The organism is Cellulomonas sp. P4_D11, from assembly GCF_056401915.1.
This window is the reverse complement of the sequence record NZ_JBFUIK010000059.1, coordinates 1-12,167: the sequence shown is the minus strand read 5'-3', so window position 1 is coordinate 12,167 and position 12,167 is coordinate 1. Positions and strand designations below refer to the sequence as shown.

12 protein-coding genes and 1 pseudogene are annotated in these 12,167 nt (G+C 73.5%); 10 read left to right on the top strand and 3 right to left on the bottom strand.

Annotation, left to right across the window (positions count from 1 at the left end; translation table 11 throughout):
• Window positions 1-1,956: VanW family protein (locus AC1DT4_RS19755; protein WP_477091461.1), on the top strand; the 1,956-nt coding region annotated here is incomplete at its 5' end.
• Here AC1DT4_RS19755 and AC1DT4_RS19750 read toward each other — a convergent pair.
• A complete protein-coding gene (locus AC1DT4_RS19750) occupies window positions 1,957-2,229 on the bottom strand; it encodes a hypothetical protein (RefSeq protein ID WP_477091460.1) in 273 nt (90 codons plus the stop codon). It abuts the gene before it with no gap.
• Between the two features lie 72 nt (window positions 2,230-2,301).
• Between AC1DT4_RS19750 and fdxA the strand changes: the two genes are divergently transcribed.
• The 3 genes from fdxA (at window position 2,302) to AC1DT4_RS19735 (ending at window position 5,280) form a co-directional block, all read left to right on the top strand.
• A complete protein-coding gene (fdxA, locus tag AC1DT4_RS19745; RefSeq protein WP_426594590.1) occupies window positions 2,302-2,628 on the top strand; it encodes a ferredoxin in 327 nt (108 codons plus the stop codon).
• A 10-nt stretch (window positions 2,629-2,638) separates the two neighbouring features.
• A complete protein-coding gene (gene dapC / locus AC1DT4_RS19740; protein ID WP_477091459.1) occupies window positions 2,639-3,769 on the top strand; it encodes a succinyldiaminopimelate transaminase in 1,131 nt (376 codons plus the stop codon).
• 200 nt (window positions 3,770-3,969) lie between these two features.
• Window positions 3,970-5,280, top strand: coding sequence for a citrate synthase (locus AC1DT4_RS19735; protein WP_477091458.1), 1,311 nt, complete (start codon window positions 3,970-3,972; stop codon window positions 5,278-5,280).
• A gap of 126 nt (window positions 5,281-5,406) precedes the next feature.
• Here the strand turns inward: AC1DT4_RS19735 and AC1DT4_RS19730 are convergent, their stop codons facing one another.
• Window positions 5,407-6,291: a hypothetical protein gene (locus AC1DT4_RS19730; RefSeq protein ID WP_477091457.1), complete on the bottom strand. Its 885-nt coding sequence runs from the start codon at window positions 6,289-6,291 to the stop codon at window positions 5,407-5,409.
• Complete coding sequence (gene dapD / locus AC1DT4_RS19725; protein WP_477091456.1) at window positions 6,288-7,235, bottom strand: 2,3,4,5-tetrahydropyridine-2,6-dicarboxylate N-succinyltransferase; 948 nt, start codon at window positions 7,233-7,235, stop codon at window positions 6,288-6,290. The genes AC1DT4_RS19730 and dapD overlap by 4 nt, the downstream gene beginning before the upstream one ends.
• Before the next feature lie 44 nt (window positions 7,236-7,279).
• Between dapD and dapE the strand changes: the two genes are divergently transcribed.
• From dapE to AC1DT4_RS19695, 6 genes and pseudogenes are all read left to right on the top strand, one after another.
• Entirely contained in the window at window positions 7,280-8,365 is a 1,086-nt protein-coding gene (dapE, locus tag AC1DT4_RS19720; protein WP_477091455.1) for a succinyl-diaminopimelate desuccinylase, read from the top strand.
• A 68-nt stretch (window positions 8,366-8,433) separates the two neighbouring features.
• Entirely contained in the window at window positions 8,434-9,255 is an 822-nt protein-coding gene (locus AC1DT4_RS19715; RefSeq protein ID WP_477091454.1) for an LOG family protein, read from the top strand.
• Window positions 9,252-10,145 carry a dihydropteroate synthase gene (gene folP, locus AC1DT4_RS19710; protein ID WP_477091453.1) on the top strand — a complete coding sequence of 298 codons (894 nt, stop codon included), beginning with the start codon at window positions 9,252-9,254 and terminating at the stop codon, window positions 10,143-10,145. Before AC1DT4_RS19715 ends, folP begins: the two co-directional genes overlap by 4 nt.
• Window positions 10,142-11,401 (top strand): hypothetical protein, encoded by a 1,260-nt coding sequence (locus AC1DT4_RS19705; protein ID WP_477091452.1) that lies wholly within the window; start codon window positions 10,142-10,144, stop codon window positions 11,399-11,401. The genes folP and AC1DT4_RS19705 overlap by 4 nt, the downstream gene beginning before the upstream one ends.
• 218 nt (window positions 11,402-11,619) lie before the next feature.
• On the top strand, window positions 11,620-11,787 hold the full coding sequence (locus AC1DT4_RS19700; protein ID WP_013772033.1) for a DUF3117 domain-containing protein: 168 nt from the start codon (window positions 11,620-11,622) through the stop codon (window positions 11,785-11,787).
• Window positions 11,788-11,846: 59 nt separating this feature from the next.
• Window positions 11,847-12,167, top strand: a pseudogene (locus AC1DT4_RS19695) (leucyl aminopeptidase family protein); the annotation flags it as partial.

Sequence of the window (12,167 nt, the reverse complement as noted above, 5' to 3'; positions counted from 1 at the left end):
ACCACAGCCCCCGGCGCGGCCGCGGCCGCCGCCGGGACGGCGAACGCCGCGACGACGACCGCCACGGTCGCGACGCCGACCGCTGCGCCCGTGACCCCCGCACCCGCACCGACCACGCCGACCCGGATCGCGTCCGGCCCGGTCACCGGCGCGGCCGCGGCAGGTGCGGCCGCTGCCGCAGGCACGTCGGGCGGACCGATCCCGTCGGGCCCCGTGCCGCCGTCGGAGCGCAAGGCGTCGCCCCTGGACGTGTTCGAGGAGGAGGACGGCCGGCGCCGCTGGCCCAAGCGCCTCCTCATCGCGCTGGGCGTGATCGTCGTGCTCGGCGCGGCCTACGTCGGCGCGTCGTACGCGCTGGCCGACCGGGTGCCTCGCGGCACGACGGTGGCCGGCGTCGACATTGGCGGCCTTCCTTCGGACGAGGCGGTCGCGCGGCTGAACAGCGAGCTGGCGGACACCACGACGCAGCCCATCGAGGTCGTGGCGAACGACGTTCAGGCGACGATCGACCCGGTCACGGCCGGGCTCTCGTTCGACGCGCAGGCGACGGTCGACCAGCTGACGGGCGTGAACCTCGCGGAGCCGAAGCGGCTGTGGGACCACATCGTGGGCGTCGGCGAGCAGGAGCCGGTGACGTCGGTCGACGACGAGGCCCTGACGGCCGCGCTGGGCGACCTCGGGACGTCGCTCGCGCTCGCGCCCGTGGACGGCACGATCGTGTTCGTCGACGCCACGGCGCAGTCGACGGACGCGGTGGACGGCTGGGACCTGGACCAGGCCGGCGCGGCGGACGTGCTGAGCGAGGACTGGCTCGTCGCCGCCCGCCCGATCGAGCTGCCGACGGTGACGGTGGAGCCCGACATCACGCAGGACGAGACCGCCGCCGCGCTGGTCGAGGCGCAGAAGGTCACGTCGGCCCCGGTGTCGGTCGTGGTCTCCGACCAGGTCGCGATGCTGGACGCGGCGACGCTGGCGGCCAACGCCTCCTACGTGCCGACCGACGGCAACCTCGTGCTGCAGATGAACGGCCAGGGGCTGTCGGAAGCGGTGCTCGCGCAGCTGCCCGACCTGCTGACGGCGTCGGCCGACGCCCACTTCGAGTTCGTCAACGACGCCCCCGTGATCGTGCCGGGCACGCCGGGCACGTCGCTCGACCCGGCCGCGCTCGCCACGGCGGTCGGCACGGCGGCCACGTCGAGCGACCGCACCGCGCCGGTCGAGCTGGTCCAGGCGGACCCGAGCCAGTCGACGGCGGAGCTCGAGGCGCTCGGCGTCAAGGAGATCGTCTCCGAGTTCTCCACGCCGCTGACCAGCGAGCCGCGCCGCACGGTGAACATCGCGAACGGTGCGAGCAAGATCAGCGGCACGCTGATCCGGCCCGGTGAGACGTTCAGCCTGACCGACGCGCTCGGCCCGATCGACGCGGCCCACGGCTTCGTCGAGGCCGGCGCGATCGTCAGCGGCGAGCACACCGACGCGTGGGGCGGTGGCCTGAGCCAGATCTCGACCACGACCTACAACGCCGCGTTCCTGGCCGGCTTCGAGGACGTCGAGCACCGCCCGCACAGCGAGTGGTTCGCGCGGTACCCGGAGGGCCGCGAGGCGACGATCTTCACCGGCACGCTGGACATGCGCTGGAAGAACAACACCCCGTACGGCGCCCTGGTGCAGGCGTGGGTGGACGGCGGTCGTGTCTACGTGCGGGTGTGGGGCACCAAGTACTGGACGGTGGAGTCGATCACGAGCCCGCGCTCGGGCGTCGTCGCGCCGACCACGGTGTACTCGCAGTCGCCCACCTGCGAGGCGTCGGCCGCGGGCAACCCGGGCTTCTCGGTGACCGTGACGCGCAAGACGTACCTGAACGGCGCGCTCGCCGAGACCGAGTCGAACTCGTGGCGCTACAAGCCGCAGAACAAGATCATCTGCGGTCCGGCGCCCACACCGGCCGCGCCGTAGCTACGCGTCCGTCGGCCGGCGACGCCGGTCGGCGGGCGCGGGCGGCACGAGCTTGGTGAGCACGATGTCGGCGGCGGGCACCCGCACGTCGCCACGCCGGGTGCGCACCAGGACACCGTCGTCGTCGACCGCGAGCACGTCCCCCAGCACGTCCGAGTGCCGGGGGACGTGCTGCTCGGGCCGGTCGGGGTCAGGCGCGGGGAGGTCGTCGCGCAGGCGTCGGACCACCACGCGGACCCCGGGTGACCAGCTCCGCCACCCGTCCGCGCTCATCGTGGACACCGCGTCACGCGCCTGAGCATGTGAGCGATACTAGGAGCACCCCTGGCCTGTGGAGGACCGACCGTGACGTATGTGATCGCCGAGCCTTGCGTGGACGTCAAGGACAAGGCGTGCATCGAGGAATGTCCCGTGGACTGCATCTACGAGGGCAAGCGATCGCTGTACATCCACCCCGACGAGTGTGTCGACTGCGGCGCCTGCGAGCCGGTGTGCCCGGTCGAGGCCATCTACTACGAGGACGACGTCCCCGAGCAGTGGACCGAGTACTACAAGGCGAACGTCGAGTTCTTCGACGACCTCGGCTCGCCGGGCGGTGCCGCGAAGATGGGTGAGATCGACAAGGACCACCCGATCATCGCGACCCTGCCGCTGCGCGTGCACGGCGAGTGACGCCTGCTCGATGGGCCTGCTGACCGGCGCCCTGCCGGACTTTCCCTGGGACACCCTGACGCCGTTCGCCGAGCGCGCCCGCGCGTACCCGGGGGGCATCGTCGACCTGTCCGTCGGGACCCCCGTGGACCCGACGCCCGAGGTCGTCCGCGAGGCGCTGGCCGAGGCGGCGGACTCACCCGGCTACCCGACGACGCACGGCACGCCCGCGCTGCGCCGGGCCGTGGTCGACTGGTTCGCCCGCCGCCGCGGCGTCCGCGGGCTCGACCCCGCGGCGGTGCTGCCGACGGTCGGCTCCAAGGAGCTCGTCGCGTTCCTGCCGTCCCTGCTCGGCCTCGGTGCCGGTGACGTCGTCCTGCACCCGGCGGCGGCCTACCCGACCTACGACGTGGGCGCGCGGCTCGCCGGCGCGACGCCGGAACCGACCGACGACCCCGCGGGGCGGCTGGCGGGCGCCGCGGACGTGCGGCTCGTGTGGCTGAACTCCCCGGGCAACCCGGACGGCTCGGTGCTCGGCGTGGACCAGCTCCGGGCGGTCGTCGACGCGGCGCGGGCGTCGGCACAGCCTGTCGTGGTGGCCTCCGACGAGTGCTACGCCGAGCTGGCCTGGGACGAGCCGTGGGCGTCGTCCGGCGTGCCCAGCATCCTGGACCCGCGGGTCACGGGCGGGGACCTCACCGGTCTGCTCGCCGTCTACTCGTTGTCCAAGCAGTCGAACCTCGCGGGCTACCGAGCGGCGTTCGTCGCGGGCGACCCCGCGCTCGTCGCGCAGCTGCTCGAGGTCCGCAAGCACGCCGGGATGATCGTGCCGGGACCGGTCCAGGCGGCGACGGCCGCGGCGCTGTCCGACGACGAGCACGTCGCGGCGCAGCGGGCCGTCTACGGTCGGCGTCGCCGGGTGCTGCGAACGGCGTTCGAGGGCGCGGGCTACGCCGTCGACCGGTCGCACGCCGGGCTGTACCTGTGGGTGCGGCCCGAGGCCGGCGGGCAGGACAGCTGGGCGACCGTCGCCGACCTGGCAGGCCTCGGGATCCTGGTGGCGCCGGGCGCGTTCTACGGCGACGCCGAGCACGTCCGCGTCGCGCTGACGGCCCCCGACGAGCGCATCGGCGAGGCCGCTGCGAGGCTGTCAGGGGCATGATCGCCCTGTTGTGATCGTGGTCACACCAGTCCCAACGTCTCGTCGAGGATTGGTCACGGAACGCCACACGCAGGTACCGTCGATCCACCGCCAACGAGGGCTCGCACGCGCAGGGCCCGGCCGGCCTAGCAAGTTCAGTCGCCGTCGACCGGACGCGCGGGACAACCCCGCCAGGACGGACGTCGCAGGAGAGGAACACCATGTCGGACGTCGTCACTGCGCCGGTTCACAAGCCCGTCCAGCTGATCGTCGACGGCCAGTCGAAAGACCTGCCGATCGTGACCGCGACCGAGGGCAACGACGGGATCGTCGTCTCCTCGCTGCTGCGCGACACCGGCAAGGTCACCGTGGACCCCGGGTTCATGAACACCGCGTCCTGCGAGTCGAAGATCACCTACATCGACGGCGACGAAGGCATCCTGCGCTACCGCGGCTACCCCATCGAGCAGCTGGCCGAGCACTCGACGTTCCTCGAGGTGGCGTACCTGCTGATCCACGGCGAGCTGCCGTCGCCGAGCGAGCTCGAGGCCTTCGAGGAGCGGGTCAATCGCCACACGCTGGTGCACGAGGACTTCCGCACGTTCATGGGGACGTTCCCGCGCAACGCGCACCCGATGGCCGTGATGTCGTCCGCCATCAACGCGCTGTCCACGTTCTACCCGGAGTCCCTGGACCCGTTCGACCCGGAGACGGTCGAGCTGGCCACGGTGCTGATCCTGGCCAAGACGCGGACCATCACCTCCTACGTGCACCGGGCGTCCAAGGGCGAGCCGCTGCTGTACCCCGACTACTCGCGCGGGTACGTCGAGGACTTCCTGCGCATGACGTTCGCGGTCCCGTACCAGCAGTACGACCCGGACCCCAAGGTCGTCGCGGCCCTCGACCAGCTGCTCATCCTGCACGCCGACCACGAGCAGAACTGCTCGACGTCGACCGTCCGGATCGTGGGGTCGAGCCAGGCCAACCTGTACGCGTCGGTCGCCGCCGGCATCAACGCGCTCTCCGGCCCGCTGCACGGCGGCGCCAACGAGGCCGTGCTGAAGATGCTCATGGAGATCCAGGCGAACGGCGGCGACGCCACCGACTTCATGAAGCGCGTGAAGGACAAGGAGCCCGGCGTCCGCCTCATGGGCTTCGGGCACCGCGTCTACAAGAACTACGACCCGCGTGCGGCCATCGTGAAGAAGAGCGCCGACTCCGTCCTCGAGGCCCTCGGCAGCAACGACCAGCTGCTCGACCTCGCGATGGGGCTCGAGGAGATCGCGCTCTCCGACGAGTACTTCATCTCGCGCAAGCTGTACCCGAACGTCGACTTCTACACGGGCCTCATCTACAAGGCGATGGGCTTCTCCGACGAGATGTTCACGCCCCTGTTCGCGCTGGGCCGCATGCCCGGCTGGATCGCGCAGTGGCGCGAGATGATGACCGACCCGCAGACGAAGATCGGCCGTCCGCGGCAGATCTACACGGGGGCAACCGAGCGCGACTACGTGGACGTCGACGCCCGCTGAGCGGTCCCGCGATCGGCGGCCGCGTGAGGCGGGTGCGCGACTACGTGGACGTCGAGGCCCGCTGAGCGGTCCCGCGATCGGCGGCCGCGTGAGGCGGGCGCGCGACTACGTGGACGTCGAGGCCCGCTAGCTCACCAGCGTGACCTGCACGGTCGCGGCGGGGACCGGGGTGCCGGTGGTCGGCGCCCACGTCCCGGTCCCCCGGGTCCAGGTCTGGTCGGCGACGCTCACCGACGTCAGCCCGAGCGGCTGAGCCACGGCGACGGCCCACTGGGCCACCGCCCAGTCCCGCGGCGCCCCTGGCGCACCGGCGAGGCCGCTCGTGTCGAAGGAGAGCGTCGCGCCGCCCTCGGTCGGCGTGATCGCGACCGGCAGCGCGCCGAGGTCGCGCTGGACCCGCGCGACGACGGCGTCGGGGGACGCGGCGGAGGCGTCGTGGAGCGAGCAGGTGACGGCGGCGGGCGACCAGCCGGTGAGGGCCGACGCCCAGGCCCGCGACCGGCCCTCGTGCTGCGCGTACGCCTCGGGGAACCCGGAGCGCTGGACGGCCTGTGCGGCCTCGGTGATCGGCAGGTTCTCGTATCCCTCGACGGCGACGAGACCGTCGTAGAACTTCCCCGTCGCGTAGACCGGGTCCTGCACCTGCTCCTCGGTGCCCCAGCCCTGCGAGGGGCGCTGCTGGAACAGCCCGAGGGAGTCGCGGTCGCCGTGCGCGACGTTGACCAGCTTCGACTCCTGCAGCGCCGTGGCCAGCGCGATCGTCACGGCACGGGCAGGCAGGCCGCGCTGGACCCCGATCGCGGCGATCAGCGCGGCGTTCTGCGCCTGGTCGGGGTTGAGGGACCACTTCGTGCCGTCTATGTCGGCGACGCACCGCTCGGCCGCGGGCGGTGCGGGGTGGGACCGCGACAGCACGACGACGACCGCGACGATCCCGGCGACGAGCACCCCGAGCGCCAGGACGAGCGCGCAGCCTGCGCGCCGGGCCCGGCGTCGTCGTCGAGCGCTCACTCGTTGGCGTGCAGCGTCGCGTTGAGCTGCACGCCCGAGCCGGCGCGCGCGACGGCCTCGACGCCGCCGGTCAGCGAGTTGCGGCGGAAGAGGACGCCGTCGCGACCGGCGAGCTCGCGGGCCTTGACCACGCGGGGGGAGTCCTCGAAGCCGACGAGCGACACCTTGGTCCCCGCGGTGACGTAGAGCCCGGCCTCGACCACGCAGTCGTCGCCCAGCGGGATGCCGACGCCGGCGTTGGCGCCGAGCAGCGTGCGGCGCCCGATGGACACGACCTCGCGGCCGCCGCCGGACAGGGTGCCCATGATCGAGGCGCCGCCGCCGATGTCGGACCCGTCGCCGACGACGACCCCGGCCGAGACGCGGCCCTCGATCATCGACGTGCCGAGCGTGCCGGCGTTGAAGTTCACGAAGCCCTCGTGCATCACGGTCGTGCCTGCCGCGAGGTGCGCGCCCAGCCGGACGCGGTCGGCGTCGGCGATCCGCACCCCCGAGGGCAGCACGTAGTCGACCATGCGCGGGAACTTGTCGACGCTCAGCACGGTGACGGGCACGCCGGTGGCCGCGCGGATGCGGCCGCGGGTCTCCTCGAAGCCCTCGACCGCGCAGGGCCCGCGGTCGGTCCACACGACGTTCGGCAGCACGGCGAAGAGGCCCTCGAGGTTCTGGCCGTGGGGCTGCACCAGGCGGTGCGAGAGGAGGTGGAGCCGCAGGTACGCGTCGGCGGTGCTGGTCAGCGGGGCGTCGAGGTCCGCGACGGTGCGGACGACCTCGACGCGGACCCCGCGCGCCGGGTCGACGCCCTCCGCGGCGGTCAGGTCGGCCGGCGCGGCGGCGTCCTCGGCGGGCGAGCCCAGGGCGGGGGAGGGGTACCAGACGTCGAGCGTGGAGCCGTCGTCGGTCACCGTGGCCAGGCCGAAGCCCCAGGCCGTCCGTGCAGTCATGGCGACAACCCTAGGTCAACGGACGCGCGGGCTAGGGTCGCGGCGTGGACACTCTCGACCTGCGCACCGACGTCGTCTCCCTGACCCGCGCGCTCTGCGACCTGCCGTCGGTGAGCGGCGACGAGAAGGCGATCGCCGACGCGGTCGAGGCCGCGCTGCGCCGGTACCCGCACCTCGAGGTGCTGCGGGACGGGGACGCCGTGGTCGCGCGCACGCACGCCGGGCGGGCCGCCCGGGTCGTCATCGCGGGCCACCTCGACACGGTGCCGATCTCCGACAACCTGCCGACGCGCATGATGGGCGAGGGTGCGCTCGCTGAGCTGTGGGGCCGCGGCACGGTCGACATGAAGGGCGGGGTCGCCGTCCAGCTCGCGCTCGCGGCCGAGCTGACCGAGCCGACGCACGACGTCACGTGGGTGTTCTACGACCACGAGGAGGTCGCCGCCGACCTCAACGGCCTCGGGCGCCTCGTGCGGGAGCACCCGGACTGGGTGACCGGCGACTTCGCGGTGCTGTGCGAGCCGACGAACGGCGGGCTCGAGGGTGGGTGCAACGGCACGCTCCGGGCCGAGGTCCGGCTCACGGGCGTCGCCGCCCACTCCGCGCGCGCGTGGATGGGCCGCAACGCGATCCACGCGGCGGGGGAGGTGCTGCGGCGGCTCGAGGCGTACACGCCCGCGGACGTCGAGGTCGACGGGCTCGTCTACAAGGAGAGCCTCAACGCGGTGCTCGTCTCGGGCGGCACGGCGGCGAACGTCATCCCGGACGCGTGCGTGGTCACGGTCAACTACCGGTTCGCGCCGTCGGCGAGCGTCGAGCAGGCGTTCGCGCACGTCCGCGAGCTGCTCGACGGGTACGACGTCGTGCTCGTCGACGCCGCGCCGGGTGCCCGCCCGGGCCTCGACGACCCGACCGTGCAGGACTTCGCGCGGGTGGTCCTGGCGGTCACCGGGGGTGAGCCCGCCGCGAAGTACGGCTGGACGGACGTCGCGCGGTTCTCCGAGCTCGGGGTGCCCGCCGTCAACTTCGGCCCCGGCGACCCGCTGCTCGCGCACAAGCAGGACGAGCACTGCCCGGTCGGCCAGATCACCCTCGCGCACGAGGCCCTGCGGGCGTGGCTGACGCAGTGAGATGAACGGTGGGTGATGACGTCGAGACTCGGGCGCCGCACCCGGCCGGCCGACCTAGAGTCGGGGCCATGAGCGACGACGGTCTGTCCGCCCCGGGGCACGGGTACCGCAAGGGCCCGGTCCTGCTGCGCGGCCAGCAGATCCCGAAGACCACCTCCGACCAGCGGCTCCTCAGCGGGGCCGGCGGCGCCGACTGGGTGCACGGCGACCCGTGGCGCGTGATGCGCATCCAGAGCGAGTTCGTCGAGGGATTCGGGGCGCTCGCGGAGGTCGGCCCCGCGGTCAGCGTGTTCGGCTCGGCGCGGGTGCCCGTGGACCACCCCGACTACGCGACCGGCATGGAGGTCGCGCGGCTGCTGGTGGAGTCGGGCTACGCGGTCATCACCGGCGGCGGCCCCGGGATCATGGAGGCCGCCAACCGGGGCGCGCTCGAGGCCGGCGGGCTGTCCGTCGGCCTGGGCATCGAGCTGCCGTTCGAGCAGGGCATGAACGACTTCGTCGAGCTCGGCGTGAACTTCCGCTACTTCTTCGCGCGCAAGACGATGTTCGTGAAGTACTCCGAGGGCTTCGTCGTGATGCCCGGCGGGTTCGGCACGTTCGACGAGCTCTTCGAGGCGCTCACGCTGGTGCAGACGCACAAGGTGATCAGCTTCCCCATCGTGCTGGTGGGCCGCGACTACTGGCAGGGGCTCATCGACTGGGTGGGCAGCACCGTGCTCGCCCGCGGCATGATCTCCGCCGCCGACCTGGAGCTGCTCAAGGTCGTCGACACCGCCGAGGAGGCCGTGAAGATCGTGCTGGAGCGCGGAGCGCAGCTGCGGGCCGAGGAGGAGGCCGCGGCGGCCGAGACGGCCCGCGCGCAGCAGGCGGCCGAGGACTCCGGCCGGTGACGACCCCGCCGGTGGGCGCGGTCCTGCGGCTCGGTGGGCGCGAGCTGGGGCCCGAGCACCCGGTCGTCATGGCCGTGGTGAACCGGACCCCGGACTCGTTCTACGCACCCGCGCGGTACGACGACGCCGCGGCGGACGACGCGGTCGCCTGGGCGGTCGACGAGGGCGCCGACATCGTGGACCTCGGCGGGGTGCGTGCCGGCCGCGGCCCCCGCGTCGAGGCCGCCGAGGAGATCGACCGCGTGATGCCGCTGGTCCGGCGCGTGCGCGCGCGCTTCCCGGACCTCCTGATCAGCGTCGACACGTGGCGCGCGGAGGTGGCCCGAGCGGCCGCCGACGAGGGCGCGGACCTCATCAACGACACCTGGGCCGGGCACGACCCCGAGCTCATGGAGGTCGCCGCCGAGCGCGGTCTCGGCATCGTCTGCTCGCACACGGGCGGCGCCCGGCCGCGCACCGACCCGTTCCGCGTGGAGTACCCCGGGTCCGTCGACGGGGTGCTCGACGACGTCGTCCGCACGCTCTCGGCAGCGGCTCAGCGCGCGGTGTCGCTCGGCATCGACCCCGCGAGCGTGCTGGTCGACCCGACGCACGACTTCGGCAAGAACACGTGGCACTCCCTGCACCTGGTCCGGCGGACCGAGGCGCTGGTCGCCCTGGGCTTCCCGGTGCTCATGGCGTTCTCGCGCAAGGACTTCGTGGGGGAGACCCTCGACCTGCCCGCCGAGGAGCGGCTGGAGGGCACGCTCGCCGCCACGGCCGTCGCCGCGTGGCTCGGGGCGCGGGTGTTCCGGGCGCACGACGTGCGGTCGACGCGGCGGACCCTCGATATGGTCGCCACCATCCGCGGGGACCGTCCCCCCGCCCGGGCCGTCAGGGGGCTGGCGTGAGCGAGGTGCAGGCGGTCGACGAGCCGACGGCGGAACCCGCCACGGCCGGTGCGTGGGCCTGGGCGGCGAGCCGGCCCTGGTGGGTCCAGGTGCTCGCCGTCTACGCGGCGGCCAGGGTCTTCACCACGGTCGTCTTCCTGTGGGTGGCGAGCGTCCAGGGCCAGAACGCGTGGACCGGACCGCACCCCGACTACTTCCCGTACGTCGGGTTCATGTTCGACGGCTCCTGGTACCGGACGGTCGCCGAGAACGGCTACCCCGCCGAGCTCCCCGTCGGCGCGGACGGCCTGGTGCAGCAGAACGCGTGGGCGTTCTTCCCCCTGTTCCCGATGCTCGCGCGCGGGGTCATGCAGGTCACCGGCGGTCCGTGGGAGGTCGTCGCGCCCCTGCTGGCCACGGCCCTCGGTGCCGGCGCGGTGCTGGCCATCCACCGGACGGTGGTCCGGGGTGCCCCGCGTGCCGTCGCGGCCCGGCCCGGCCTGCCGCTCGCCACCGTCGCCCTGGTCAGCGTGTTCCCGACGGCGGCGGTGCTGCAGACCGCGTACACCGAGGCTCTCGCGCTGCTGCTCGTCGCGGGCGCCCTCCTCCTGCTGCTGCGGCGAGACTACTGGTGGATGGCGCTGGTGGTCGTCGCCCTCGGGTTCACGCGGGCCGTCGCGCTGCCGATGGCCGCCGTGGTCGTCGTGCACGCGGCGTTCCGCTGGTGGAGCGCGCGCCGCGGGACCGACACGTTCACCTGGCTCACCGGCGTCGGGCTCGCTGCGCTCGCCCTCGTCGCCGCCGCGTCCGGGTTCCTCTGGCCGGCGATCTGCGGCTGGGTCACCGGCGTGCCGGACGGGTACCTGCAGACGCAGGAGGCCTGGCGCGGGGTCCGCGAGGTGGCGCCGTTCGGCGGCTGGACCTACGTGCCCGCGTTCTGGTTCGGGTCATGGGCGCCGCTCGTCGTCGGGCTCGGCTTCGCCCTGGTGATCGCGGTCCTCGTCGTGCCCGCGGCCTGGCGGCTGGGCAACGAGCTGCACACCTGGGCCGCCGCGTACGTCGTGTACATCGCCGCCGTGGTCGAGCCCGGCAGCAGCCTGGCGCGCTTCCTGCTGCTCGCGTTCCCGCTCGGCGCGGTCACCGCCGGCGTCGTGACGCGACCCGCCGCGGCGCGACGATGGTGGTTCGGCGCGGTCGTCGTGCTCATGCTCGGGCTGCAGGTGCTCTGGGTCCGGCAGATGTGGCACGCCAACCCCGTAGCCGACTGGCCACCGTGACAATCGCCCGCGGGACGGTCAGCGGGACGGCCGGTCGGACCGTCCGCCTTGCTGGACATACGTCCGATCGGTGGCCTGACCGGCATCCGGACAGGTGAGGGGCCTCGGGTGAACTAGGATGGACCGCGGACAACCGGTAGACGAGGCCGACGTGGGGTGCGCGAAAACGCTCCCCACGAGCCGCGCACCGGACGCACGAGCTGAAGGAGAGGCCCCGCATGGCCGCGATGAAGCCGAGGACCGGTGACGGCCCGCTCGAGGTCACGAAGGAGGGCCGCGGCATCGTGATGCGCGTGCCGCTCGAGGGCGGTGGACGGCTGGTGGTCGAGCTCAACGCGACCGAGGCCGCGGAGCTGGGTGAGGCCCTGACGTCCGTCGTCAGCTGACGATGGCACGGTCAGGCACTGCACGCGCACAGACCCCGATCGGGCGCACGCCGCCCGCGGTGACGGTCGCCGGCGGCAGCGTCGCGACGACGACGCTGCTGACCGGCGGCTCGACCGACGCGGTCGCGGTCCCCGTCGCTCCCGCACGCGCGGGGGACGACGCGCTGCGCCCGCTCGAGGGCACGGCCGAGGCCGCCGCGCGCTACGGCGTCGACCTGGCCGAGATCGGCGAGCGCGCACGGCTGACCGGCGCAGCCGGGGAGATCTACGTCCTCCAGCTGCCCCGGCCGGTCGGCTCGTCCGTCACGCTGCCCTGGGCGGGCCTGCCGCCGCGGCTCGTCCTGGTCGGCGTCGGCACGGGGCGCGCGGCCGACCTGCGC